This window comes from Shewanella sp. Koi 1 (assembly GCF_052907445.1).
The window spans coordinates 2,909,542-2,935,000 of record NZ_JBREJM010000001.1 but is presented as its reverse complement, the minus strand read 5'-3'; the positions used below and the strand labels follow the sequence as shown (position 1 = coordinate 2,935,000).

The window sequence follows — 25,459 nt, the reverse complement described above, 5'->3', positions numbered from 1 at the left end:
GCAGTGGGAGCGGTACTTGAGACCGTGACTGCGTACCTTTTGTATAATGGGTCAGCGACTTACGTTTTGTAGCGAGGTTAAGCGAATAGCGGAGCCGTAGGGAAACCGAGTGTTAACTGCGCGTTTAGTTGCAAGGCGTAGACCCGAAACCCGGTGATCTAGCCATGGGCAGGTTGAAGGTTGAGTAACATCAACTGGAGGACCGAACCGACTAATGTTGAAAAATTAGCGGATGACTTGTGGCTGGGGGTGAAAGGCCAATCAAACCGGGAGATATCTGGTTCTCCTCGAAAGCTATTTAGGTAGCGCCTCGGACGAACACCTTTGGGGGTAGAGCACTGTTAAGGCTAGGGGGTCATCCCGACTTACCAACCCTTTGCAAACTCCGAATACCAAAGAGTGCTATCCGGGAGACAGACGGCGGGTGCTAACGTCCGTCGTCAAAAGGGAAACAACCCAGACCGTCAGCTAAGGTCCCAAAGTGTATGTTAAGTGGGAAACGATGTGGGAAGGCTTAGACAGCTAGGATGTTGGCTTAGAAGCAGCCATCATTTAAAGAAAGCGTAATAGCTCACTAGTCGAGTCGGCCTGCGCGGAAGATGTAACGGGGCTAAACATACCACCGAAGCTACGGGTGCAATTCATTAGAGTTGCGCGGTAGAGGAGCGTTCTGTAAGCCGTTGAAGGTGAAGGGGTAACCCACACTGGAGGTATCAGAAGTGCGAATGCTGACATGAGTAACGATAAAGGGGGTGAAAAACCCCCTCGCCGAAAGACCAAGGGTTCCTGTCCAACGTTAATCGGGGCAGGGTGAGTCGACCCCTAAGGCGAGGCCGAAAGGCGTAGTCGATGGGAAACAGATTAATATTTCTGTACTTCCGCTAACTGCGATGGAGAGACGGAGAAGGCTAGGCTAGCGCGGCGTTGGTAGTCCGCGTTTAAGGTGGTAGGTGGGTGACTTAGGCAAATCCGGGTCACTATACACTGAGAGCTGATGACGAGTCCCTAAGGGGATGAAGTAGTTGATGCCATGCTTCCAGGAAAATCTTCTAAGCTTCAGGTTAGCGGGAATCGTACCCCAAACCGACACAGGTGGTCGGGTAGAGAATACCAAGGCGCTTGAGAGAACTCGGCTGAAGGAACTAGGCAAAATGGTACCGTAACTTCGGGAGAAGGTACGCTGCTGTTGGTGATGGGACTTGCTCCCTAAGCTGACGGCAGTCGCAGATACCAGGTGGCTGCAACTGTTTATCAAAAACACAGCACTGTGCAAACTCGCAAGAGGAAGTATACGGTGTGACGCCTGCCCGGTGCCGGAAGGTTAATTGATTGGGTTATCGCAAGAGAAGCTCATGATCGAAGCCCCGGTAAACGGCGGCCGTAACTATAACGGTCCTAAGGTAGCGAAATTCCTTGTCGGGTAAGTTCCGACCTGCACGAATGGCGTAATGATGGCCACGCTGTCTCCAGCCGAGACTCAGTGAAGTTGAAATTGCGGTGAAGATGCCGTATACCCGCGGCTAGACGGAAAGACCCCGTGAACCTTTACTATAGCTTGGCACTGAACATTGACCCTACATGTGTAGGATAGGTGGGAGACTTTGAAGCGGGAACGCTAGTTCTTGTGGAGTCGTCCTTGAAATACCACCCTTGTAGTGTTGATGTTCTAACTTGGGCCCCTAATCGGGGTTAAGGACAGTGCCTGGTGGGTAGTTTGACTGGGGCGGTCTCCTCCCAAAGAGTAACGGAGGAGCACGAAGGTTGGCTAAGTACGGTCGGACATCGTACGGTTAGTGCAATGGCATAAGCCAGCTTAACTGCGAGACAGACACGTCGAGCAGGTACGAAAGTAGGTCATAGTGATCCGGTGGTTCTGAATGGAAGGGCCATCGCTCAACGGATAAAAGGTACTCCGGGGATAACAGGCTGATACCGCCCAAGAGTTCATATCGACGGCGGTGTTTGGCACCTCGATGTCGGCTCATCACATCCTGGGGCTGAAGTCGGTCCCAAGGGTATGGCTGTTCGCCATTTAAAGTGGTACGCGAGCTGGGTTCAGAACGTCGTGAGACAGTTCGGTCCCTATCTGCCGTGGGCGTTGGATGATTGAGGGGAGTTGCTCCTAGTACGAGAGGACCGGAGTGAACGAACCGCTGGTGTTCGGGTTGTCATGCCAATGGCATTGCCCGGTAGCTATGTTCGGAATCGATAACCGCTGAAAGCATCTAAGCGGGAAGCGAGCCCCAAGATGAGTCATCCCTTGGACTTTGAGTCCACTAAAGAGCCGTTCGAGACTAGGACGTTGATAGGTCAGGTGTGTAAGCGTTGTGAGGCGTTGAGCTAACTGATACTAATGACTCGAGAGGCTTAACCATACAACCCAGATGGGTTTTGCTAAGTAGCACTTAGCTTGAATATGAACACTTAAGAAGTGCACTCAATCCAGCTTTCCGAATTCACTGGAATAAGTATTTATCAACTACATCCATGTAGTTGACCCTAAGGGGCCGCGCTAAAGCGCGTTAAAAATTGTTCCAGACAATTTTTGCTTGGTGACAATAGCATTGTGGTCCCACCTGATCCCATCCCGAACTCAGAAGTGAAACGCAATCGCGCCGATGGTAGTGTGGGGTCTCCCCATGTGAGAGTAGGTCATCGCCAAGCGCCTAATTAAACGAAGAAGCCAGCTGAATAAGCTGGCTTTTTTGTTTTTAGCCCAAAACCACCTACTTCAGTAGGTGGTTATCATCATTTGAGGCTTTGCCTGTATACCTACCCATGTTAAATGCATCTTTGATTTTTAGCGAAGTCAAAAGAGGCAAATAACATGAGTAGATACGAGCAAGCATCGCATGTGTTCTGGCGATGTCAATATCATATAGTCTGGACACCAAAGTACCGCTTTCGGATATTGAAAGGTAATGTCGGAAAAGAGGTTTATCGATGCATTCAGGTTTATTGCCATCAAATGGGATGCATAGTCATGGAGCTAAATGTTCAAGTTGACCATGTCCATTTAGTGGTGAAGGTACCTCCGAAGATATCTATATCGAATTTAATGGGGGCGTTAAAAGGTAAGATAGCGTTGAAAATATTCAGTAAATTTCCTTACCTACGTAAGAATAAACTTTGGGGAAATCATTTTTGGCAGAGAGGATACTTCGTCGATTCGATTGGAATTAACGAGGAAATAATCCGTAGATACGTTAGGCATCAAGAGAAAGTAGAGCGGCAAGAGCAGGGTCAACTTGCTCTTGAATAAAGGCCCCCTTTTAGGGGGTTAAAACAAAGCCACCTTCTTCAGAAGGTGGATTCTTTACTTTTGCTGTTTCCAATTTCCACCTGTTAACTCTTTATATTCCCACTTCACTCACGGTTCAGCTTGGTTTTCCCCTAACCATTTAGGCAACTAATATCAGGCCAATAAAAAGAGCAACCTAGGCTGCTCTATTCTTTATGGGGTAGCGTGTCTTGCTCGTTTGTTACTGCAAAAACCTAACGAACACGCTTATTGCCCGTTAATTTTCGCCTTGAATTTTGCTTTGGTGGCGTCATCGGCGAGGTGATACCAATAATCTAGCATATGGCTGATTTCAGCTTGAGTCGGTGAGTCAGGCGCTGCGCCTTGTGTTATCGCAGCTGTTGATGCGGCAGTACTGGTGGTTACGGCTGTTGATGGTGCAGAAGTGGTAGCTGGCAGCGTTGGTGCTCTCGTTGCTGCAGGTAATTGAGGCTGGCTTTGCACCGCAGCAAGCCTTATCGAGGCGGGATGCTGGCCTTGATTATATTGAAAGATTTCCTGTTCGAAGTTTCGGCCTATCTGAAGCCCGTTTTTCACTAATCTGTCTTGGTTAAAGCTAATCACTTGATTGTGCTTATCTACAAGCGCGATTGACGGTGACTCATCGAACTGCTTTGCGGCTTTAGCCGAGTCGATATTGGGCAGTTTGAGCTGTAATGCTTGGTCGGTTTCGTTAAAGCGGATGATCAGTACGTCCGATTGATAGCGTACCGAATTAGCCTGTTTGCGGTACTGGGCATTGTAGCGAAACGCGATTTGGTTCAATCCATCACTCAGCGTGACTGGCGAGGTGCTTAATGGCTTTTGTCCATTCACGGTTAACAGCTCGACATCACTTGGTAGCTGCAGGAGAACTTCGGCACTAACGGGTTGCAGGCTGGCAAGCAGTATGGCGGATGCGCACAGGATAGAGGGGGATTTCATAGGCTTTCTCTTGGTTGATATCACGCACTAATGATAAGTGAGATAACCGTTAACACAAAGTGGAGAGCTAAGCCGATGATCACAAAGGACACTCAAAGCACTATACATTCATCGATATTTGGTTGGGATTTAGAATAAAAAAAAGGCTCACAGGGAGCCCTTTCTTGTCTAAGTACGAGACTGAGTTTAGCCTGATATTGGCCTAACCTAAGTGTAATAACGCAAATTACTTCGCTTTATCTTGGCTTAGGTTGATGCGGTACACGGCGAAACCGAGTTCATCTTTACTAATCTTGGTCATTTCGCGTTGTTTATTGGCTTCGATAAAGATAGCGGCTTTATCGCTATCTTGGGTCTGGAAGCGAATATCTAACGCAACATTGGTGCTGATGGTTTTGAAATCCCAGTTGTAGTCAGCACTTGGGTTGACCATGCCATCATACTTGCCTGTGGTTTCGTTGAACTGAGATTGCGCCGTGATATAGGCCGCTAAGGCTTCACGGTTAGTATCTGGCAGTTCGAGTACCACATGATCACTGCCTGTACCTGCAAACTTGCCACCAAAGGCGCGGTAGTTATTTGAGGCCACGATAAATTCTTTAGCCGCAAACTCTTCGCCAGTGAAGACTTTACCGTTGGCATCTGTGTAGCTTAAATCGACGATACGGTTAGCATTGGCATTGACGACGGCGCAGTCGCGGTCGAACTTGCTTGGTTGAGTGACATCAATCTTGTAGGTCAAGCCATCGAGCACGTCGAAGTTATAGGTTGGGTGACCATCCCAGTTGTTGATTAATTCCTGCGGCGTGGTTTTGGTTGGATCGATTTGATTGAATTGGTTAGCCGAACACTCCAGCCAATCTTTCAGTTCAGCACCCGTCGCTTTAACTGCCACCATAGTGTTGGGGTAGAGGTAAAGATCGGCGGCGTTTTTAAAGGTCAATGCGCCTTTATCGACTTGTACGTATTGGTCTGCATCACTGGTTGTACCGTGGCGACCACCGGCTTTGAATGGCGCAGAAGCCGATAAAACTGGCAGATCTTTTAATGCCTCGGGGAGTTTGGCTTTGACGTTGGCAATTTGCGCGTCAGAAACGATTTGTACGGTTGGATCGTCCTGCACTAAGGTCAAGAAGCTATACATATCGGCGGCAGCAACCCCAATTGGCTCATCCACGAAGGCGAGCGTCCCTTGGTGCTCGGCGGCGACAGCATCATGGATGGCGGCGTCGGCTTCGACTAATGGTGTTTTAGTTGCACCATCATAGATAGGACGTGCCTTAGTGGTGGCACTAAGTACAGACCACTTACCGTCTTTACGCTCGAGTTTAAAGTCGACCACACCTAAGTTGTCACCCCAGCGTCCAGGCATGACGGCTGGTACACCATTTAACAGACCTTTAGTCACGTCTGTGTTAGGTAAGTCGGCATATTTGGCATCGGGGAAAATAGAGTGGCTGTGACCAAAGAGGATGGCATTAATACCGTCGACATAGGTCAAGGCATAGGTTGCGTTCTCTGCCATAGGATCGCCAGGATTTTCGGTCGAACCAATACCAGAGTGTGGAATTGCGATAATCAAATCAGCGCCTTTTGCTTTCATTTCAGGCACATATTTTTTGGCAGTCGCCACAATATCTTCAACCGTTACTTTGCCGGTCAGATTTTGTTTATCCCACAATAAGATTTGTGGTGGCACAAAACCAATATAACCAATCTTAATGGTTTGGTTATTTCCTTCGCTATCGACGATTTGTTTTTCTTTAATAATATAAGGGGTGAATAAATGCTCACCTTTTTTCACATCATTCCAGCAGCCCTTATCATCGGCACAATAGACGTTGGCGTTAATATAAGGGAATTCTGCACCATGAAGTGATTTATTTAAAAAATCTAAACCATAGTTAAATTCGTGGTTACCGATATTACCTACTTCGTAATCTAATAGATTCATCGCTTTATAGGCGGGGTGAACATCGCCCATTTGCAGGCCGACTTTAGCCATGTAGTCTCCCATAGGACTACCTTGAAGCAGGTCGCCGTTATCTACGAGTACACTGTTTTTGGCTTCTTTACGGGCGGCATGGATAAGGCTTGCGGTACGTGCCAGACCAATTGTTGGGTCTTCTTTACCACTGTAGTAGTTGAAATCCATGATATTTGTGTGCAGATCCGTCGTTTCTAATACACGTAAATCCGCTTGAACGATTTTCTCATCATCCGAGCCACAGGCGCTTACGCCTAAGGCGGCAGTGATCATCACTGCGAGTAGTTTTTTATTTAACATCGTTTTCTCTATTTATATTTATTTGACCCTAATACATGTTCTTTTGAGAACATGCCCATCATCCTGTTAATTCATAACGAAAGAACCGTTAGGTTGTCGCGTCATTTAGTTAACGGACGGGGATTATAAAGAGATTTGATGATCTGAATGTGACATTAATTGGATAAAAGCTGTTTCAAATTGTGATCAGGCGCCTGATTGATTAATTTGTGCACCATGGCTGCGGTATTTTTATTCATCGGCTGGTTAATTCGATGTTGCCAGCTATTTATTAAGAATAATTAATATTTGTTAGCTGATTGAGTTTCACCTGTGCTGATATTCGATGAGTCTTTGAGATAATGTTGACGATTTTTATGAAGTGTTTTCGCCTAAGCTTTTATTTATAAAATAAATTTTATCGTTTAAAACCTTGATTGTTTTGCTCCTTACCTATGGCCGCTCGTCGCTCAATCGCAGACAAAATGCCCTTGATGCCGTAATTTGACGGCCGTCACACATAAAGAGATACAAATTCCCCTCGATCCTAGGCTTTGAAAACTTGGCCGAAGGTCGCTTAACTTGCTAAGGTTGTGCGTCGAAAACGGGCGCCCAAAGCATGCGTCAGTTGGAAGAGAAGCCAAAATCCGTTACTCGCACCTTTCACTTAAAAAATATAAAGACAGGGCAGTAACACTCTAGGGAGTTCCTATGCGTAAGTCTGTTATTACTACTGCCGTGGCCGCGGCATTGTTATTGGGCGCTTGCTCAGAAAAACCGGCAGCCAATACCGAGGCCGCCAATGCGGTCGCGATGCAAGCTGCTGCATCGACTCAAGCTGATGCAACCAATGTGCTATTGAGTAAGAGTCCACTGCAGGATCAAGCTCCGCAGTTTAACCTGATCAAGAGTTCGGATTATGCTCCCGCGTTTGCGCAGGGCATAAAAGAGCATGAGGCTGAAATTGCCGCCATTATTGCCAATAAACAGGCGCCAACCTTCGAGAATACGATTTTAGCCATGGAAACCTCGGGTGAGTTGTTAACTCGAGTGTCACGCACCTTCTTCAATCTGGCGGGGTTAATCTCCGACGATGATTTTCAAAAGACCGAGGCGGATTTAGCGCCTAAGCTGTCGGCTCACCGCGATAACATTTACTTAGATCCAAGTTTATTTGCCCGTGTAGAAACCGTTTATCAACAACGTGCCGGGTTAAATGCCGAAGATAAGCGCTTGGTCGAGTTTTATTACGAGCAGTTTGTACGTGCTGGGGCCAAATTATCCGATGCCGATAAAGCCAAAATGCGCGACTTTAACGCTGAGTTAGCGACCCTTGCGACTGAGTTTTCTCAAAACAGCTTAAAGTCATTTAAAGACGATGTGATTGTTGTGACCGACAAGGCACAGCTGGACGGTCTATCTGACAGCGAAATCGCGACCTTAGCGGCCGCAGCGCAGGCAGCGGGTAAAACAGGTTACCTGATTACCTTAGTGAACACGACTCGTCAGCCTATCTTGGCCAGTTTAAACAACCGCGAACTGCGCCAAAAAGTCTGGGAAACCTCGGCTCACCGCGCCGTTGCCAGCAATGGCCCTTTAATCGTGAAGATGGCGCAGCTGCGCGCCAAGAAAGCCAACTTACTCGGCTTTGATACTTGGGCAGCCTACGCCGTGGCAGACCAAATGGCTAAAACGCCAAGCGCTGTGTATGAAATTTTAGATGACTTGGCGCCTAAAGCGCTGGCTCACGCTAAGGCCGATGCGGCGGATATCCAAGCTGAAATCAAAAAGGCCGGCGGTAATTTTGAATTACAACCTTGGGATTGGGCTTATTACGCCGAGAAAGTGCGTCAGCAAAAATACGCCCTCGATGAGAGCAGCATCAAACCCTACTTTGAATTTAACTCTGTGCTGAAGGATGGTTTGTTCTTCGCGATGCACAAACTCTACGGCATCAGCGTAAAACCGCGCACCGATTTACCAGTATGGAATAGCGATGTCCTCGCCTTTGAGGTTTTCGATAAAGACAACAGCTCTATTGGTCTGTTCTATCTTGACCCTTATGCCCGTGAAGGTAAGGGCGGCGGCGCTTGGATGGATGAGTTTGTCACTCAAAGCGGCCTGCTAGGCACTAAGCCTGTGGTGTATAACGCACTGAATATCCCGAAACCTGCCGACGGTCCAACCTTGATGACCTTCGATGAAGTGACCACTATGTTCCATGAATTTGGTCATGCGGTGCACGGTTTATTCTCCAAGGTGAAATACCCGAGTGTGGCAGGCACCTCTACAGCGCGCGATTTTGTGGAGTTTCCGTCTCAAGTTAACGAAGATTGGAACATTGACCCTGCGGTCATTGCCAATTACGCCAAGCACTACCAAACTGGTGAGCCTATTCCTAAAGCCTTACTCGATAAAATCTTAGCCTCGAATAAATTTGGTCAAGGTTTTGATACTGTTGAGTATTTAGCGGCTGCATTACTGGATATGGAATGGCACTCGATTGGTGCCGACACCCAAATCAAGGATGTGGAACAGTTTGAGCATCAAGTGTTAGCCAAACATGGCCTCGATTTCGCGCCAATTCCACCGCGTTATAAGTCGAGCTATTTTAGCCATGCTTTCTCCGGTGGCTATTCTGCCGGTTATTACGCTTATCTGTGTACGGAAGTGTTTGCCGCCGATGCCTTTGCCTATATGGGCCAACATGGTGGTTTAAAAGCCGAAAACGGCGATAAGTTCCGTGATGCGGTATTGTCTAAAGGCAACAGCGAAGATCTGATGCAGGATTACATCCACTTTACCGGTCAAAAACCCACGACCGATGCCTTATTAAAGCGCCGTGGTTTAGTCGATTAAACGATTCATTGTAAAAAGGGCCAAAGGCTTGGTAGGGCAACCTATCAAGCCTTTTTTTACGCTATTGTTTTTCGATAATCTTTACTCTAAAATCCCGCCAAATTTGACTGTGGGATAGCTTCTTTATCCCGTATCGACGCCCCTCGAAAATCAGGCTCAGTTCCCCCTCCTTTGAGCCCTTGAGTACAGCTAAAGCGTAGCCTTTTATTATTGGATGTAGCATTAATGGTTTCGCAATTAAGTGAAGCAGTGCTGGATGTGATCGCTGACGCCTTGGTAGACAAAGGCTATATTTTTTTACCCGAGTTAATTCCTCAACCCATTAGCCAAGTATTATTGGAAAAAATCCAAGCAACAGAAATACATGAGCTCAAAGCGGCCTCGATTGGACGTGGCGCTGAGCAGCAGCTCAATCCCGATATCCGCCGCGATAGGATCCAGTGGCTTGAGGAGCAGAGTGAGCCAGATAGCCTCTATCTAGACTTGATGACGCAGTTAAAGGATGGCCTAAATCGTCGATTATTTATGGGGTTATTCGACTACGAAAGCCATTATGCCGTGTACCAACCCGGCGCCTTTTATAAGAAGCATGTGGATGCGCTAAAAGGCAGTCAAAACCGTATCTTAACCACAGTGTTTTTCTTAAATCCCGATTGGACGCCAGCAGATTGCGGCGAGCTGATTATTTACGATGAAACCGATAATGAGATTGAACGCATCGCGCCTAAGATGGGTCACTTTGTGATTTTCTTAAGCGAGCGCTTCCCCCATGAGGTGAGTAGAACCTTAGCCCAGCGCAACAGTATTGCTGGTTGGTTTAGGGTGAGTAATAGCGTGCACGGGTTTTAATCTCAGTCAGTTTTGACTTGAGATGGCCAAAGGCTAATTGCGACGTAAAAGCGCAGTGTTTTTAAGTAAACACTGCGCTTTTTTGATCTTAATGTGCTGGGTTATCGACATCCGCCCAATCGATGCCTAAGTCGCTCTCTTTTGCTAGTTTGCGCTGACGCTAGGCTAAAAGGGGGCATCACTATCCGAACGCTTTCGATCCCTGCGTTATTTAGCGGCATCAGAACTAGCCTCATTCGATTCATTAACATGTCATTTTCTAAGGCGAAGCTTAAGGAAATCTTAGCGTCAGCTCCTAGAATGAAATTATCAAATCACATTGAAAATAGAGGTTTTTTTATTTTAGATTAATGTTAGGCTAGTAAAAAATGTGCGCAAGGACACACTTTTTAGTCAGCTAATGGAGGCGATACTGTGGGCGAACGCGATCTTTTAGGTTGTTTAACGGGTGAACATGTAGTGCTAGAACCCCTCTCTTTATCCCATGTTGCCGCCTTGAGTTTAGCCGTGACAGATGGCGAGTTGTGGCGTTTATGGTTTACCAGCGTGCCAGAGTCAAGCGAGATGAAAGCCTATGTGACTAAAGCCTTGGATGAGAAAGCGCGCGGCGAGAGTTTCCCGTTTGCGGTGCGCGACCGTCTCTCTGGTGAGATTGTCGGCTGCACCCGTATCTGCCACTGGGAGAGCGAGCATCGCCATTTAGAGATTGGTTACACTTGGTATGCCAAGCGCGCCCAGCGCACGGGGATCAATACCGAATCTAAGTTATTACTGCTGACCTTTGCATTCGAAACCCTCGATGCCATTGCCGTCGAGTTTCGCACCCATTGGCATAATCAAGCATCTCGCCAAGCTATTGCCCGCCTCGGCGCCAAGCAAGATGGCGTGCTGCGCAACAATAAGATCCTCAAGGATGGCACGATCCGCGATACCGTGGTGTATTCCATTATCGATTCCGAATGGGCCACAGTGAAACACAACTTAGCATTTCGCTTACAACAGCGACCAGTAGAGTAGGGCGGATTGCTGCTTCAAATGGCGATGGTCATTCGCTATTTGGACTCGCAACACGCATGTAGATTTGAGGTTGGAAAGGCCGATGGCAAACATTATTTCTCGCGCTGACGTATCCTATAGTCATGAGGTTGCCCTGTTATTTAATGAGTATCGGCAGTTTTACGGCTGTAAGGATGATGTCCTCGCGGCGGAGCAGTTTATTCGTGCGCGATTGCAGGATGCCTCGTCCGTGGTGTTTATGGCGCGCTCCCCCGAGGGAATGGGGCTGGGGTTTGTGCAGTTATATCCCAGTTTTTCATCGCTGCGTTTAGCGCCGATTTTTATCCTAAACGATGTGTTTGTCACCCAGCATGCGCGTTGTGTTGGCATCGGTCGGGCGTTGGTGCAACAGGCGGCGGAATATGCCAAAGCCCAGGGCGCTCGCGCCTTAGTGCTGGAGACCCAAAAGGAGAATGTCCGCGCGCAGGGATTGTACGAGGCCTTAGGGTTTGTGCGGGATCAGAAATTTTTAACTTACGAGCTTGAGATCCACTCATTGCTTAAGTAGTTTATGCTTAATTGCCAATAAAAAGGACAACAAGATGTTTAAAGCGTTTGCCGTTGCTGGCTTAATGTTAACCGTGAGCCATAGCGTAGTCGCCGATGAGGCAGAAAAGGCCTTTAGTAAAGAAGCCATTGAATGTGCTGCTTATTATCAAATCAGTTCCGAGGCCATTGGCGCCATGAATGCCCCGCAAATGCAAGCTGTGGGTGAGCGCTTAAAAACCTCTAAAGTCGAGGCTGAAAATCTGGCGAAGAAGTATCAGTCAGAAGCCGAAGTCACTCAAGCGGTGGCCGACGCTAAAGCGCGCCAGATCCAGAGTCTAGGCGGCTCAAGTAACTTAGGTGCACTAATGGGCAAATACAAAGAAGAGTGTAAAAACCTGTTAGCCGATCCGCAAAAGCGCCTCGATTACTGGACCATGGCCACCATGTAAGCCTTGCCTGTGATAAACAAAGGAGCCTGTGGCTCCTTTTTGTTATCTGAAGTTTATTTATTGATTTACCGTGGTTTAGCATGATTTAGTCTTTATGAATGTGATTCCGCCGATACCTGTGTCATGGCACATGCTATGTGTAATAGCGCACAGCTTTTGTCATTAAGAGTAAGGCTGTTGTAATAGAGTGCCGCTTTGGCGGGTCTTACTCCCTAGATGAGCATGGGCCTAATGGCCGCGAATAAGGGCGAGAGATAACCAATGATCAGTTTGTCGATAGCAACAATCCTGAGTGCAGGTGTGTGCGTTTACCACTTACTGGAGGGGAAACAAAAGCGGCTGCCGAAGCTGATGAGTGCGCCTTTATCTGAGCCTGATAAACAGTGGTTCAGCGCGCTATTTTATTGCCAATCGGTATTCTATGTATCCACTACCGCGGTGTTTTTGGTGTGTGCGCTCAAACTCCTTCCTGAAATGTATGGCTACAGCCTATTGCTGTTTTTGGGGCTTAACTACGGTATGTATGCCATTTGGCTGTTTTACGTGGCGTTGTTATCCCCACCTCAAGCCAGCCTGCGACTCCGTTTGCAATCCTTAGTCTTTTTATTGATAGCCTTGCTTGCGGTGCTCAGTCCACTGCAGTTATAAACGCGTTCGTTGAACTAGGATTTCCCCTGCCAATAGACAGTACCTATATCACTTTAGGTGATTTATGGATAAGGCTGAAGATTCACTTCTCTATTTGCTCTATTGATCAATACAATAGGGACTATCTTTGGCAATTTACTTGGCAGGTTTGTCGCGCACTTAGTGATAGCACTTAGTGGTAGCTTTTAGTGATAGTTGCGCTGTCATCGTCAGGTAATAATAGGGAGATTTCAGATTGCGCCATCTTACCTCGCACGTCTATGAATGGCTGGAACAGGGACATATCACGCCAACCGAGGCAAATGAACTCTATCGACAGTTATCCGTGCCACCCAACGCCGCCAGTTGGCGCAGCTTACTAGCGCAGCTTTTACAATGGGCGGGGGCGTTAAGCTTTGCCTGCGGAGTGCTTTTCTTTTTTGCCTATAACTGGCAGTCACTCGCGCGAATGAGCAAGTTTGCGCTGATTGAAGCGGCGCTATTAATTAGCCTTGTCAGCTTTGTCTGGTTGTATTATCGCAGCGCAGCGAAGCAGCTCGTTGACCCTTCTCATTGTTTGTTCGGAGCAACCCTTGCCAATGCTGCGCTGCTGGTGGTGAGCATGTTAGTGGGAGGGCTGCTCGCGCTAGTTGGGCAAACTTATCAAACTGGCGCCGATCCTTGGCAGCTGTTCGCCATTTGGGCACTTGCGATTTTGCCTTTCGCGTGGGTGGCAGGCTTTGATGGCCTATGGTTACTGCTGGTGGGGCTAGTGAATTTAAGCCTTGGGCTGTATGCCGATACGGCTTCGCTCTGGCTGGATGAACAGTTGTGGTTATGTCTCTTTGTGGTCCTTAATCTGACTATCTACTACGGTTTTGTGTTTCTCGGCAGTATCAGCAGACGTTGGCATGCGCCATTTGTAGAGTATGCGAGTTCATTGACGGCCATGGGGTGCTTTACCTTACTGGTGTGTTGGATAATTTTTGAGCCGAGCGACACTAAGCCACTGCTGGTTGCGGTGTGGGTTGGTTACTTTGGCCATCTATTGTTTGGATTCTGGTGGTTCAGGCACAAACGATTGCAGGTTTATCCCTTGGCATTGGGTGGCTTTAGCTTGATCAGCGTCGGCGCGGCGTTATTCACCGAACTGCTGTTTCGCAATAGCGATCCCATTAGCGGCTTTTTGTTGATTGGGCTTTACATCATTTTAGCGAGCACAGGCTTAAGCACTGTGTTAAGGCGATTGCATCGGCAAGCTAAAGCGGGCATCTCGCCTACGCAGACTCCCAGTGAGAATGAGGAGCTAAGCCATGAATAAGCACCCCAATGAGTCGCTGCAAACAAGCGAGATATCTGCGCCGCAGTCTCTGTGGCAGAGTTTATATGCTAAGGGCGCAGTGAATACCCTAGAGTTCCCCGAATCCCAAGATATGCCCTGGTATATCGCTTTGATGCAAGTAGGTGCGGCTTGGATAGCCGCTTGGTTCTTATTAGGTTTTATGGTGTCACTTTTCGATAGCCTGTGGGGGCGATTCGAAGGAGGCACGGCACTTTTTATCGGTGGCAGTTATTTAGGCCTAGGGCTTGCCTTATATTGGGGCGGGCGCCAGCAGCACTTTTTGCAGCAGTTTGCCTTTGCCTCCTGTTTAAGCGGCACGCTTGCTCTAGCTTGGGGGCTGTTTGATTTACTCGGCGATACCTTCAATCTGGCTTGGTATCTGAGCATGGCGGCACTGTTTTTACTGCTTTGGGGGATAATCAAGCACGCAGTGGCCCAGTGGGTATTTGCATTTGGCTGTAGTGTCTGCGTCACAGGACTGTTGGCCGAGTGGCATCTCTTATCGTTAACGCCGACGCTGTGGCTGTTACTATCGAGCGTTGTGCTACTCAATCTTCACCGCACTGGGCACCACTATCAAAGGGCGAGAATGTGGATTTTTGCCACCAGTGCAAATCTGCTCAGCATTCAACTTATGCATGTGTTTAGTCTGGATAGCGAGTTTTCGCAGTTGTATGCCGTGGATTGGCAATCGGGGATAACCGCAGTTCATTTACTGGTAGTGTTTGCCATCTGCAGCTTTTTACTCCTGAGTCTTTGTAAACAATGGCAGACTCCATTCACCCATCCCGCCATATTATTTGCGTTTTTAGGATTAGTGCTCATTACTGCACTGTCTTTCCCCATGCAGGGCTTATCAACGGCAGTGCTGCTGATATTGTTGGGGCACTACGGGCACGAGGCGTGGCTTAAGGGGATGGGTATCGCCTCCGGGCTAGTGTTTGCGGCGGGCTATTATTATTCCCTCGAGACCACTTTGATGCTTAAATCTCTGTATTTAATGGGATTAGGCGGAGTGCTTATTATCGCGAGGCTATTGATGTGGCGCTTTTTTCCGATCACGCAAGTGCAGGTTGAGCATAAGGAGCAAGCATAATGGATAAAGCGACCTTAGCATTAAGCCGTTTCCATAAGCGCGCTTTAGTCTTAGTGGTGTTTACCGCCGCAGCACTGCTGATAAGCATCAACTGGCGAATCGCCCAGTTTGAGCAGTTATTACAAGATGGCCAAGTGGTACTTTTTGCCTTAGCGCCAGTGGATCCTCGCTCGATTATGCAGGGGGATTACATGGCCTTGGAGTATGCCATTGCGCAGGAGGTGCGCGCCGCACTGCCTGAAGGGATGACGCAGGGGCAACTGCTGTTGACGCTCGATACGCAAAAGGTGGCGCACTTTGTCGGTATTTACCGTGACCAACCCAAAACGGCTGAGCAACTCACGGTAGATTTTCGCCTGCGTAATCATAGAGTAAAGCTTGCCTCAAATAGTTTCTTCTTCGAAGAGGGCCAAGCAGACCACTTCAGCCAAGCCAAGTATGGAGAATTCAGAGTCAGCACTCGGGGGGAGTTGTTGTTGGTGAATCTGCTGGATGAGCAGTTGCAGCCGCTATAACGGGCAACCCTGATGATCGTTAACAAGATGGTGAGCCATGCTCGCCATCTTCGCTATTTTTCCTAGTCCAATCCGCTAAATCGCCGCCTAAATATCCATCTTAAGTTGCAACTTGCGTGCAACTAATTTGTAACCTTGATTCCCTATAGTATCGTCAGTTTTCGAGGCTAAGCGCTTCGTGAAATCGTAAGTCTTTAACTTCAATACCAATATAAAAAAGATACTTATTAGGGGTCATTATGTTTAATAACAAAACACTGTTGGCGTTAGCCATCAGTAGCGTGTGTGGTTTTGCCCATGCTGCCGATAATCTGATTATTTCTGAATATGTTGAAGGCAGCAGCAATAACAAAGCCATTGAGCTGTACAACCCAACTGCCAACACTCTCGATTTAAGCCAGTATCAATTGCGCTTCTATTTTAATGGCAGCACCAATGTGGGCACGACTATCGCCCTGAACGGCACCTTAGCCGCAGGTGCGACTTATGTGGTTGCTGATAACGACGCATCGGCGGATATTCTGGCGGTGACGAATCAACAAAGCAGCGCGAGTTTTTTCAATGGTGACGATGCCATTGTGCTGACCTATCAAGACCAAGTGATTGATAGCTTAGGCCAAGTAGGTGTCGATCCCGGCACTGAGTGGGGCAGTGGTGATTTATCGACGCAGGACAATACTCTGCGCCGCAATCCCGATCAGCTAATCGCCGATACCATTATTGATGATGCTGTCACCTTTAATACATGGTTAGGTTTTGCCAAAGACGATATCTCGGATCTGGGTAAGTTCAGCGCTGGCACCCCCAACGTTCCTGTTGAGCCGCCACCGAGTTCACTAGCCTGTGGCGAAGCCTCAACGCCTATCCATGCCTTACAAGGTTCGACCAATGTCAGTCCGTTAAACGGACAAACCTTAGTGGTAGAAGCCGTAGTGGTGAGTAATCAAGAAGCTGGCCTAAAGGGCATCTTCGTGCAAATGGCCGACAACGAAGCCGATAATGATCCTCAAACCTCGGAAGGGGTGTTTGTTTATACCGGTAATGCACCTACGGGTTACGTGGCGGGCGACCGTGTACGCTTAAAGGCTAAAGTCACTGAATATCAAGGCTTAACGGAACTGACTACCGTTGCCGATCATAAACTGTGTGCCGCAGGACAAACCCTACCCACAGCCGCCGTGGTGACATTACCTGTGAATTCGAGCGATGACTTTGAACCATTCGAAGGCATGCGTGTACGTTTTAGCCAAGATTTGGTGGTGAACGAAGTCTACAACTTAGGTCGCTATGGTGAAATTTCACTCGGTAGCAGCCGTCACTTTATTGGGACACAAGTCGCTGCGCCAGGTGCCGATGCCTTGACCGTCACTGCGGCCAATCTTAAAGACAGTATTTTACTCGACGATGGCTTAACGGCGCAGAACCCTGATCCTGTGATTTTCCCTGCGCCAGGTTTAAGCGCATCGAACACAGTGCGTGTGGGCGATAAAGCCACGAGCCTGACGGGCGTTATGCACTATGGCTTTAATCTTTATCGTATTATGCCGACTGAGTCAGTTAATTTTGTGGCGGAAAATCCTCGTCCACAATCGCCAGTGCTTGCCGAAGGTGGCAACCTGAAAGTCGCCAGCTTTAACGTACTGAACTACTTTAATGGCGATGGACTGGGCGGTGGTTTCCCTACTGCGCGCGGTGCCAATATCCTGAGTGAGTTTGAGCGTCAAAAAGCGAAGATTGTCAGCGCTATGGTGGGGATCAGTGCCGATGTGTTTGGTCTGATGGAAATCGAGAACGATGGCTTTGGCGCTAACTCGGCGATTGCCGATCTCGTGGCGGGCCTCAATGCCGCCGTGGGTGAAAATCGTTATGCCTATGTTATTCCAAAGGTTAATGGCACTAACTTAAGCGCGATCGGTACGGATGCGATTACCGTCGGTTTAATTTATCGCAGTGACAAGGTGAGCCCTCAGGGTGATGCGCGTATTTTATCGAGCGCTAACTCTCCCTTAGATGACGCCGGGCAGCCGCTGTTCGACGACAGCAAAAATCGCCCTATGTTGACTCAAGCCTTTGCGCTAAACGGCAGTGATGAAAGTGTAGTCGTTGCGGTTAATCACTTGAAATCTAAGGGCAGTGAGTGTGCTGGCGACCCAGATATGAACGATGGCCAAGGTAACTGCAATATTACCCGTACCCGCGCAGCAACGGCGGCAGGGCAGTGGATTGCCGCGCAGTATCCAGAGCAAGGCGTACTGCTAATTGGCGACTTAAACTCCTACGCTAAGGAAGATCCGCTAAGCGCATTGGCTAACGCTGGCTTTAGCGAGTTGTTTGCAAAACTCGAAAAAGCCAATCCTTATTCCTATGTATTCTCGGGTGAATCTGGGCAGTTAGACCATGCGCTGGCCAATGCCGCGTTAGTAGATAAAGTCCTAGATGTGACCGAGTGGCATATCAATACCGACGAGCCGCGCGTATTAGATTACAACGAAGAGTTTAAGACAGCTGCGCAGGTGCAAGATCTGTACGCCAGTGATGCTTATCGCTCATCGGATCATGATCCTGTGGTGATTTCACTGCTGCTCGAAGCCGAAAAAGTGGCTCCTGAGGCCCGCTTCACTCAGGTAGTGAATGGTGCGAGTGTGCAATTGACGTCAACCTCTATTGATAGCGACGGCCAAATCGTCTCTACTGAGTGGGACTTTGGCGATAATAGCCAAGCCATGGGCGAGTCGGTATCCCACACCTATGCGCAAACTGGTGATTATCTAGTGACGTTAACCGTGACCGATAATGATGGCTTAAGCCATAGCAGCTCACAAATGGTGTCTGTCGTGGTTGAGAACGTGAAAAAGCCACCCGTTGCGCAAATTCAGCACATCAATTTATGGCTAGTCGATATGTTTATTTCGACCAGCTATGACACAGACGGTGTGATCAAGCAGCATAAGTGGAAGTTTGATAACGGTAGCCGTGCAAGTGGTCCAGTGGTGTTTCGCCAAGCTCGCCGCGGACTCCATACGGTCGAGTTAACCGTGAAAGACAATGATAAATTAACGGATACCACGTCACTGACCTTCCGTTAAGCGTTAGCCTCTTTCTTTAAATATCAAAAGCCTGCATTGCAGGCTTTTTTACATTTATTCACTTACTTAATGACTATCTTAACTGACTGTCTCAACTGACCATAACGTGCTCTAAATTCAAGCTAAGTCGATTTAAGTATCTATCCGCTTGCGCTAAGATAACGCCACTTAAGGATTTTTACTCACAGGGAGCAGGCACATCGCAATGAAGGCAGACACCTTGGCATACCTCAATCAGCATCAATTAACCTCGGTGATGAGCCTCACTAAATGGCGTCAGCTGGAGCTGGCATTCCATGAAAAGCCGGACTTTATGCCCCATGTGCGCTACAAGTTACTGGAAGATGAAGGGCCAAACCCAGGTTTTACGCCAGTGTGGTGGGACGAATTACTCGCAATTTGCGAGCGGATTGAATGGCTTGAGATTGACCCGCTCAAAAGAGAGTACCGCGGCAGATTACTGCCGGAAAAGACTGCGGATTTTACTGATTATATCGAGGCGCAACTGTACAAGTATCGACTCCCCTACAGTAAAGAAGCACAAGGGCTCAGGATTTGGGGCTATCTTCGCTCCGATGCGGCGATGCCGGTATTTTGTATTGCACCTAGTGGCGAGACCATAAACGAAGGGTAAGCAAATTCAGACGGCAGATAAAAAGAGGGCGCTAATTGATTAGCGCCCCGATAAGGATTAAAGCACGATATAAAGCGGCCAGCCGAGTAGACCGACGAGTCCTTCTTTATGCTCAAATCTTTCTAAACGCTCTGGTGAGGCATCACTAAGCAGCAGTTCGCGGTAGCTTTTCGCGAAATTCAATGTACGCAGCAATGCTGGCGCAAAGTTTTTACCCAAATCTTTACCGATAGTCTCGGCCAGCTCCGCAGGGAGTTCCGCCAAGGCTTTTTGGGTTTGCTGCTCGATATAATCAAGGCTGAACCATTCGTCCTGCAAGCTGATTTTGGCAATGCGCTTTTTCAGATCTTGTCTGACTTTGGCATTATCAAACAACATCCGATACAGCACGGCTTCGGCCAATACGCTCTCCAGATTTAAGAAATCTAAAGGATCGTAGCTGGTTTGGGCATAAAACTGTGCCATGAGTGCCGCAATCGATTGCTGACGTTGGTGCTCGGCCAAGGCATCCTGGTAGGCCTCATAGCCCAGCCACTCTTCGGCGTCAGGCGGTGTAGAGACTTGTTCCAGCAGGAATTTGTCCACATCACCATAGAGCGACTTACCGTTCGCCAGCTTATGTTTGCTGACGACGCTGAGCATGCTCCAACCCTTTTGGAAGCATTTGACTACGCCGTCGCTGGTGAGCAATAAACGCACCGCTTGCTGTTGATCCTGATCAGACAGTTCCATTAATCCGAGGCTGACAACGCCAATCACATCGTGCGCCGCCTGTTCAAGTAAGTGCATCTTGTACTTGTTGTAGAACTTATCCGCCAATTTGAGGCTCATCAAAATGGCTTTAGATTTGATTTGTGCGAGCTGCTCACCACTAAGGGTGTCGTCTGCTTGGCCTTTGGCTAACACCTTGCTCAGGTATGGACCTTGGTCTAAATCACGCAGTACCAGTTGCATCTAGGGATCCTTAATCTAAAAAGCTAAACATATCATCCACTTCTGCGTATTCATCCGTGACTTGGTTTTTCTCTTTGGCTTGGATAACCAGTTCATTGACGAACTTATTAATGATCATCTCCCAGCCAGAGCTTTCGTTACGCAGCAGGTTTTTAATGGCTTTTTCTACATCGGGTGCCAGCTCATGGATTAATGCCATCAGACTACGTGGGTCATCTAGGCTTAAGCTATGGGCTTCTTCACTGTCGACACGGCTGTCATAGCCGACGGTGTCGGTATCTTCTTCATCGTCATAATAATCGTTGAAGTGGTCTTCATCGTCGTGGCGCTCACCCAACATCATCTCGATAAAGGGGATAGACAGATAGAAGAGGCCGGCGGGATCTTCGGCAATACATTCTAAAATAGCGGTTTGTTTTTCTTCGCTATCTTGGATACGAATTAAATAGGTCAAAAAATCAAAGGTATGCTGAATGAGCTCTTCGGCATTGTTCTTGATTTTTTCTTCCCAATACAAAGGTTGCTGACAGACGATGTCGCGAATTTGCTCAGGGGTCATCAGCTCCGACATAATTGACGGGCAGGAGATATCGTGGTGACTGTTGATTTGTGTCAGAGTCACAATATCCATTTTTTCAATGACTTCGACTAATTGCTCATCGTTCATTGTGGTGGCGATGAGTTCGAAACGTTTACTGGCCTGTTTGGGCTCGACATCGGCGAGCTCTTTAATCTCGGCAACGGTTATTTCAATGAGACTAGTGTTCATTAGCGGTCCTCATCATCGTAGTGATCGTAGTAGCCATCTTCCTCTTCGCCGTCATCATCGTCGTCATCGGAATAATCGGCGTAATCACTGTCTTCGTCTTCAAAATCATCGTCAGCGCTGCGTTTAGGCGCAGGTGCACTTTTGCCTTGGTTTTCCAGTAAATAGAGTACGGCGCAGCTTTCAATCAATAAATCTTCTGAATAGGCGCGCACCGCCTGCACTAATGGGACATCGGCATTGTTAAAGCCAATAGTGACCTTGAACTCGTCCCACTCGGGTTGCGTTGCGGTGTTAATCCAGTGAGCCCATTTAAGCTTGGCGTCACTTGGAAATTTTACTCGGCCATAGAGTGCTACAGGCAGATACTCGGGTACCGACTCGAGCATTTTAGGATCGGCCTGTAATACTTTTTTGATTTGACTGGTAAATTGCTCCAATGCTTTGGGCGTATCCGGGTCATCATAGGACTCGATATTGTCGTAGGCATTGGTCTTAAGCTCATTAATGCGTGAGATATTCAGTTTTTTGGCCATGGGCATGTCTCGAAATAAAAAGCTATCAAACAAACAGCTTCTCAAAATAAACCGTGTTGCAATAAAAGGTCCAAATTAAGGGGCTTGGCAAACTAAGCTCATTAATTTGGCACTCCCAGCGTTGCACTGGAAATAACCCGCTTAAGGGTAAAACTGATCCCATAATTCGCGCATCGCGCCATTGGGATCGGTCACGATCACATTGTTGAAGTCTCGGATAAACGCATTTCTAAGCTTGGGATCTGAGAGCACTTCATAAGCTTTTTTAACGCGCTCAAGTTGTTGTGATGCTTGCTCTTTTTCTTCATCAGAGGCACCTAACAACTTATCGGGATGGTATTTGTTTGAGAGCCGGCGATAGGCTTTTTTAATGTCGTCTTCTTTGGCGCTAGGTTTGATACCGAGCACACTAAAGTGGTTAATCATATTTGTACCTGCAGGCGATGGGTTGGTATCGCAAGATAAAAGGCTAAGTGCTGATTATCTGTCAATTTGTGGAATTATGATTAGTCAGCGATGGATCATAGCAGAAATGCGTATTGGGCGGCAAACGACTCTGTTGGCATTTATGACTGAAATCGTGGCATTAATTAGGCTTGATTAAAATCGTGACGCTTTGGGAAATGAGATTAGTACAGCAGACCAAAACAGGGGAAAAGATTAGTAATGAGCAAGCAGTAGCCATTCACTTATACGAATTTTAGGCACAAAAAAAACCAGCTTAATGCTGGCCTAGTGATATTAAGTTGATAATTGGTTGCGGGAGCTGGATTTGAACCAACGACCTTCGGGTTATGAGCCCGACGAGCTACCAAGCTGCTCCATCCCGCGTCCGATTATTACTTTATTTTTTATCCATCAATTGGTTGCGGGAGCTGGATTTGAACCAACGACCTTCGGGTTATGAGCCCGACGAGCTACCAAGCTGCTCCATCCCGCGTCCGATATTGAGGATTTACAAGATTCGATATCCTTTTGAATATCATTACCTTGGCTTTAAATTGGTTGCGGGAGCTGGATTTGAACCAACGACCTTCGGGTTATGAGCCCGACGAGCTACCAAGCTGCTCCATCCCGCGTCCGTCTTTAAAGCGGGGCGAACTATAACGGCAGCGCTGTGGCATTGCAAGGAGGAATTTCAAAAAAGTGGACGAGTGCTTAAATATGAATCGTAATGGGGGAATTTCGGACAATCTGGGCTATGTGCCCCGTTTATCTGCAGTAAAAAGAGTGCTAACTGCCTGACTAAATCGAGTTTCGGCTAATAACTGTTTATCTTTTATGTTGCTTCACAGGTATAATGTCGCTTTGATTTTGACTGCGTATTGATTATCCCATGCTTAATTTTTTTGCTGCCGCCCCTAAGGGCTTTGAATATAGCTTAGCCCAAGAACTGACAGAATTTGGTGCGACTGAGATTAAAGAGAGTGTTGCCGGTGTCTATTTTACCGCGCCGCTTGCCTTAGCCTACCGTATTACCCTGTGGACGCGTTTGGCCAGCCGTATCGTGCTGGTGATCTATAAGGGCCCCTGTGAGTCGGCGGAGCAATTATATAATGCAGCTTATTGTATTGATTGGTCAGCTCATTTCTCCAATCGCAACACTTTCAGTATCGATTTTCACGGCACTGGCGGCTTTATCAACAACACCCAGTTTGGTGCGTTAAAGATTAAAGATGCGATTGTTGACCGTTTCCGTGATGACGGTGACGCCCGTCCAAACGTCGCTCGTATCGATGCCGACATTAAAATCGACGCCCATTTCCGTAATGGGGTGATTACCATTGCGATGAACTTCTCGGGACCTTCTTTACATCAACGCGGTTATCGCTCTACGACCGGTGAAGCCCCATTAAAAGAAAACCTCGCCGCCAACATGTTGGTGCGCAGTGGCTGGAAAGCCGCGCCAACGACCTTACTCGATCCTTTCTGCGGCAGTGGTACTGTGCTGATTGAGGCCGCATTAATGGCTGCCGATATTGCTCCAGGGTTGCAACGCAGCCGTTTTGGTTTTGAACATTGGCGCCGCCACGATAAAGCCACCTGGCATGAGATTTTAGAAGAAGCCAAGGCGCGCGCATCCTTAGGTGTAAAACGTTGTGAAGTGAAGTTCTACGGCTCGGATATCGATTCGCGCTTAGTGGCACTAGCAAAACGCAATGCGCAAAACGCCGGTGTACTTGAACTGATTGATTTTAAAGTGGCAAATGCGCTCAATGTCGAGCCGCCTGCTGGCGAAGGTTACCTCATTACTAACCCTCCCTACGGTGAGCGTTTAGGTAGCGTCTCTGAGCTATTGCAGCTGTATTACCAATTAGGCGACAAGTTTAAGAAGGAGTTTGGCGGCTGGAAAGTGGCCATGCTCTGTAGCGATATTGAGCTGATTTCGGCGCTGAAACTCAAAGCCGATAAGCAAATGAAGATGTTTAACGGTGCGCTAGAGTGTGCCTTTAACCTTTATACCTTGCACGCGCAAAGTACTCGCCGTGATACGCCCGTATTGCCAGAAGGTGTGGACATTGCCGATATCGCGCCAGCATTTGCGAACCGTATTAAGAAAAACGCTAAGCAATTAGAAAAGTGGGCGAAAAAAGAAGGTATCGACAGTTACCGTTTATATGATGCCGACATTCCCGAATATAACGTCGCGGTCGACCGCTATTTAGACCATATCGTGGTGCAGGAATATATGGCGCCAGCCAGTATTCCAGAGGCAGTGACAAAACGCCGTTTAAGCGATGTGCTACTGGCTCTGCCTGCTGCGATTGGTGTCGATCCGCACAAGATCACTATGAAGACCCGTGAGCGTCAAAAGGGCACCAATCAATATCAAAAGCTGGATGAGCGAAAGCTTGAACTTATCACCACTGAATATGGCGCTAAGTTTAAGCTGAACCTGACGGGCTATTTGGATACTGGGTTGTTCCTCGACCACAGATTAACCCGCCGTTTAGTGGGACAAAAATCGAAAGGACGCCGGGTATTGAACCTGTTCTCTTACACAGGTTCCGCCTCTGTGCATGCCGCATTAGGTGGCGCTAAGTCGGTCACAACGGTTGATATGTCAAACACCTATCTTGCATGGGCAAAGGAAAACTTTGCCTTAAACGATCTCAGTGGCAAGCAGTATGAGTTTGTGCAGGCCGATTGTTTGCAATGGATCCGCGATAGTGCGCTCGATAAATCTGCGCAATATGATTTGATTTTTATCGATCCGCCGACCTTCTCTAACTCCAAGCGGATGGAAGATTCCTTCGATGTGCAGCGTGATCATGTGAATTTATTGGGCATGCTCATCAAGCTATTAAGTCCAAATGGGGAGATAGTGTTCTCCAACAACAAACGCAAGTTTAAGATGGACACCGAAACCTTGGCCAAGATGAAAATCAAGGTGGAAAACATCGATGATCTGACCTTGCCGATGGATTACAAGCGCAATCCCCATATCCATAACACTTGGCTTATCACCCATGCATAATGTACTGCAAGCGGGTTACATTCTATACCACACAGAAGGGTGCCATTTATGTGAACAGGCTGCGGCATTGCTTAATGCCGCCGAGGTGCCCTTTACGGCCATCGATATTTGTGATGATGAAGCCTTAGTTGAACGTTATGGCGTGTGTATTCCCGTGGTGAAGGCCGCGGATGAGCGTTGCCTCTTTTGGCCCTTTGACGCTACCCAATTACAAGAATTTTTAGGAGCTTAG

At 47.8% G+C, this 25,459-nt stretch carries 20 protein-coding genes, 3 tRNA genes and 2 rRNA genes (1 of these 25 cut by a window edge); 16 read left to right on the top strand and 9 right to left on the bottom strand.

Annotated elements, in window-relative coordinates; translation table 11 throughout:
• From ACUZ8J_RS12845 to tnpA, 3 genes are all read left to right on the top strand, one after another.
• Positions 1–2,375 (top strand): 23S ribosomal RNA (locus ACUZ8J_RS12845); it begins 518 nt to the left of the window's first position.
• Between the two features lie 173 nt (positions 2,376–2,548).
• A 5S ribosomal RNA gene (gene rrf, locus ACUZ8J_RS12840) occupies positions 2,549–2,664 on the top strand.
• Positions 2,665–2,827: 163 nt separating this feature from the next.
• Positions 2,828–3,262 carry an IS200/IS605-like element ISShes8 family transposase gene (gene tnpA / locus ACUZ8J_RS12835; RefSeq protein ID WP_039978090.1) on the top strand — a complete coding sequence of 145 codons (435 nt, stop codon included), beginning with the start codon at positions 2,828–2,830 and terminating at the stop codon, positions 3,260–3,262.
• A 246-nt stretch (positions 3,263–3,508) separates the two neighbouring features.
• On the opposite strand, the gene ACUZ8J_RS12830 is transcribed toward tnpA, so the two are convergent.
• Together ACUZ8J_RS12830 and ACUZ8J_RS12825 are read right to left on the bottom strand one after the other, a co-directional pair.
• Complete coding sequence (locus tag ACUZ8J_RS12830) at positions 3,509–4,225, bottom strand: DUF2057 domain-containing protein (RefSeq protein WP_446694015.1); 717 nt, start codon at positions 4,223–4,225, stop codon at positions 3,509–3,511.
• A 226-nt stretch (positions 4,226–4,451) separates the two neighbouring features.
• Entirely contained in the window at positions 4,452–6,512 is a 2,061-nt protein-coding gene (locus ACUZ8J_RS12825; protein ID WP_446694014.1) for a bifunctional 2',3'-cyclic-nucleotide 2'-phosphodiesterase/3'-nucleotidase, read from the bottom strand.
• Positions 6,513–7,202: 690 nt separating this feature from the next.
• Here ACUZ8J_RS12825 and ACUZ8J_RS12820 point away from each other — a divergent pair.
• The 11 genes from ACUZ8J_RS12820 (at position 7,203) to ACUZ8J_RS12770 (ending at position 19,493) form a co-directional block, all read left to right on the top strand.
• Positions 7,203–9,350 carry a M3 family metallopeptidase gene (locus tag ACUZ8J_RS12820; protein ID WP_446694013.1) on the top strand — a complete coding sequence of 716 codons (2,148 nt, stop codon included), beginning with the start codon at positions 7,203–7,205 and terminating at the stop codon, positions 9,348–9,350.
• A 225-nt stretch (positions 9,351–9,575) separates the two neighbouring features.
• Positions 9,576–10,199, top strand: a complete 624-nt coding sequence (locus ACUZ8J_RS12815; protein WP_011716631.1) for a 2OG-Fe(II) oxygenase — start codon at positions 9,576–9,578, stop codon at positions 10,197–10,199.
• 414 nt (positions 10,200–10,613) lie between these two features.
• Positions 10,614–11,216 carry a GNAT family N-acetyltransferase gene (locus tag ACUZ8J_RS12810; RefSeq protein ID WP_446694012.1) on the top strand — a complete coding sequence of 201 codons (603 nt, stop codon included), beginning with the start codon at positions 10,614–10,616 and terminating at the stop codon, positions 11,214–11,216.
• Between the two features lie 82 nt (positions 11,217–11,298).
• Entirely contained in the window at positions 11,299–11,763 is a 465-nt protein-coding gene (locus tag ACUZ8J_RS12805; protein ID WP_446694011.1) for a GNAT family N-acetyltransferase, read from the top strand.
• 34 nt (positions 11,764–11,797) lie between these two features.
• Entirely contained in the window at positions 11,798–12,193 is a 396-nt protein-coding gene (locus tag ACUZ8J_RS12800; RefSeq protein WP_011625878.1) for a hypothetical protein, read from the top strand.
• Positions 12,194–12,454: 261 nt separating this feature from the next.
• On the top strand, positions 12,455–12,841 hold the full coding sequence (locus ACUZ8J_RS12795; RefSeq protein WP_086904437.1) for a hypothetical protein: 387 nt from the start codon (positions 12,455–12,457) through the stop codon (positions 12,839–12,841).
• Positions 12,842–13,076: 235 nt separating this feature from the next.
• A complete protein-coding gene (locus ACUZ8J_RS12790; protein ID WP_446694010.1) occupies positions 13,077–14,141 on the top strand; it encodes a DUF2157 domain-containing protein in 1,065 nt (354 codons plus the stop codon).
• Positions 14,134–15,258, top strand: a complete 1,125-nt coding sequence (locus ACUZ8J_RS12785; protein ID WP_446694009.1) for a DUF4401 domain-containing protein — start codon at positions 14,134–14,136, stop codon at positions 15,256–15,258. The genes ACUZ8J_RS12790 and ACUZ8J_RS12785 overlap by 8 nt, the downstream gene beginning before the upstream one ends.
• Complete coding sequence (locus ACUZ8J_RS12780; protein WP_446694008.1) at positions 15,258–15,773, top strand: GDYXXLXY domain-containing protein; 516 nt, start codon at positions 15,258–15,260, stop codon at positions 15,771–15,773. Before ACUZ8J_RS12785 ends, ACUZ8J_RS12780 begins: the two co-directional genes overlap by 1 nt.
• A gap of 239 nt (positions 15,774–16,012) precedes the next feature.
• Positions 16,013–18,859: an ExeM/NucH family extracellular endonuclease gene (locus tag ACUZ8J_RS12775; protein WP_446694007.1), complete on the top strand. Its 2,847-nt coding sequence runs from the start codon at positions 16,013–16,015 to the stop codon at positions 18,857–18,859.
• Positions 18,860–19,064: 205 nt separating this feature from the next.
• Positions 19,065–19,493, top strand: a complete 429-nt coding sequence (locus ACUZ8J_RS12770) for a DUF6678 family protein (RefSeq protein WP_446694006.1) — start codon at positions 19,065–19,067, stop codon at positions 19,491–19,493.
• A gap of 57 nt (positions 19,494–19,550) precedes the next feature.
• Here the strand turns inward: ACUZ8J_RS12770 and atcC are convergent, their stop codons facing one another.
• The 7 genes from atcC to ACUZ8J_RS12735 form a co-directional block, all read right to left on the bottom strand.
• Entirely contained in the window at positions 19,551–20,447 is an 897-nt protein-coding gene (gene atcC / locus ACUZ8J_RS12765) for a cold adaptation protein AtcC (RefSeq protein WP_109287585.1), read from the bottom strand.
• Positions 20,448–20,457: 10 nt separating this feature from the next.
• Positions 20,458–21,216 carry a cold adaptation protein AtcB gene (gene atcB, locus ACUZ8J_RS12760; protein WP_086904444.1) on the bottom strand — a complete coding sequence of 253 codons (759 nt, stop codon included), beginning with the start codon at positions 21,214–21,216 and terminating at the stop codon, positions 20,458–20,460.
• The gene (gene atcA, locus ACUZ8J_RS12755) at positions 21,216–21,749 is read right to left on the bottom strand and encodes a cold adaptation protein AtcA (RefSeq protein ID WP_041412985.1); all 534 of its coding nucleotides are present in this window, start codon (positions 21,747–21,749) and stop codon (positions 21,216–21,218) included. Before atcA ends, atcB begins: the two co-directional genes overlap by 1 nt.
• A 141-nt stretch (positions 21,750–21,890) precedes the next feature.
• The gene (gene atcJ / locus ACUZ8J_RS12750) at positions 21,891–22,175 is read right to left on the bottom strand and encodes a cold adaptation protein ActJcold adaptation protein ActJ (RefSeq protein WP_011622321.1); all 285 of its coding nucleotides are present in this window, start codon (positions 22,173–22,175) and stop codon (positions 21,891–21,893) included.
• A gap of 328 nt (positions 22,176–22,503) precedes the next feature.
• Positions 22,504–22,580 (bottom strand) — tRNA-Met (locus ACUZ8J_RS12745).
• Between the two features lie 32 nt (positions 22,581–22,612).
• Positions 22,613–22,689: transfer RNA gene (locus ACUZ8J_RS12740), tRNA-Met, on the bottom strand.
• Positions 22,690–22,751: 62 nt separating this feature from the next.
• Positions 22,752–22,828: transfer RNA gene (locus tag ACUZ8J_RS12735), tRNA-Met, on the bottom strand.
• 257 nt (positions 22,829–23,085) lie between these two features.
• On the opposite strand from ACUZ8J_RS12735, the gene rlmKL reads away from it, so the two are divergent.
• Both rlmKL and ACUZ8J_RS12725 read left to right on the top strand, forming a co-directional pair.
• Positions 23,086–25,227 carry a bifunctional 23S rRNA (guanine(2069)-N(7))-methyltransferase RlmK/23S rRNA (guanine(2445)-N(2))-methyltransferase RlmL gene (gene rlmKL / locus ACUZ8J_RS12730; protein WP_446694005.1) on the top strand — a complete coding sequence of 714 codons (2,142 nt, stop codon included), beginning with the start codon at positions 23,086–23,088 and terminating at the stop codon, positions 25,225–25,227.
• Positions 25,220–25,459 (top strand): glutaredoxin family protein, encoded by a 240-nt coding sequence (locus ACUZ8J_RS12725; protein WP_446694004.1) that lies wholly within the window; start codon positions 25,220–25,222, stop codon positions 25,457–25,459. Before rlmKL ends, ACUZ8J_RS12725 begins: the two co-directional genes overlap by 8 nt.

Bases quoted from the DNA above. Each gene is read 5' to 3' on its own strand.
- tnpA (WP_039978090.1), top strand. From the start codon at position 2,828: ATGAGTAGATACGAGCAAGCATCGCATGTGTTCTGGCGATGTCAATAT.
- ACUZ8J_RS12830 (WP_446694015.1), bottom strand. From the start codon at position 4,225: ATGAAATCCCCCTCTATCCTGTGCGCATCCGCCATACTGCTTGCCAGC.
- ACUZ8J_RS12825 (WP_446694014.1), bottom strand. From the start codon at position 6,512: ATGTTAAATAAAAAACTACTCGCAGTGATGATCACTGCCGCCTTAGGC.
- ACUZ8J_RS12820 (WP_446694013.1), top strand. From the start codon at position 7,203: ATGCGTAAGTCTGTTATTACTACTGCCGTGGCCGCGGCATTGTTATTG.
- ACUZ8J_RS12815 (WP_011716631.1), top strand. From the start codon at position 9,576: ATGGTTTCGCAATTAAGTGAAGCAGTGCTGGATGTGATCGCTGACGCC.
- ACUZ8J_RS12805 (WP_446694011.1), top strand. From the start codon at position 11,299: ATGGCAAACATTATTTCTCGCGCTGACGTATCCTATAGTCATGAGGTT.
- ACUZ8J_RS12800 (WP_011625878.1), top strand. From the start codon at position 11,798: ATGTTTAAAGCGTTTGCCGTTGCTGGCTTAATGTTAACCGTGAGCCAT.
- ACUZ8J_RS12795 (WP_086904437.1), top strand. From the start codon at position 12,455: ATGATCAGTTTGTCGATAGCAACAATCCTGAGTGCAGGTGTGTGCGTT.
- ACUZ8J_RS12785 (WP_446694009.1), top strand. From the start codon at position 14,134: ATGAATAAGCACCCCAATGAGTCGCTGCAAACAAGCGAGATATCTGCG.
- ACUZ8J_RS12780 (WP_446694008.1), top strand. From the start codon at position 15,258: ATGGATAAAGCGACCTTAGCATTAAGCCGTTTCCATAAGCGCGCTTTA.
- ACUZ8J_RS12775 (WP_446694007.1), top strand. From the start codon at position 16,013: ATGTTTAATAACAAAACACTGTTGGCGTTAGCCATCAGTAGCGTGTGT.
- ACUZ8J_RS12770 (WP_446694006.1), top strand. From the start codon at position 19,065: ATGAAGGCAGACACCTTGGCATACCTCAATCAGCATCAATTAACCTCG.
- atcC (WP_109287585.1), bottom strand. From the start codon at position 20,447: ATGCAACTGGTACTGCGTGATTTAGACCAAGGTCCATACCTGAGCAAG.
- atcB (WP_086904444.1), bottom strand. From the start codon at position 21,216: ATGAACACTAGTCTCATTGAAATAACCGTTGCCGAGATTAAAGAGCTC.
- atcA (WP_041412985.1), bottom strand. From the start codon at position 21,749: ATGGCCAAAAAACTGAATATCTCACGCATTAATGAGCTTAAGACCAAT.
- atcJ (WP_011622321.1), bottom strand. From the start codon at position 22,175: ATGATTAACCACTTTAGTGTGCTCGGTATCAAACCTAGCGCCAAAGAA.
- rlmKL (WP_446694005.1), top strand. From the start codon at position 23,086: ATGCTTAATTTTTTTGCTGCCGCCCCTAAGGGCTTTGAATATAGCTTA.
- ACUZ8J_RS12725 (WP_446694004.1), top strand. From the start codon at position 25,220: ATGCATAATGTACTGCAAGCGGGTTACATTCTATACCACACAGAAGGG.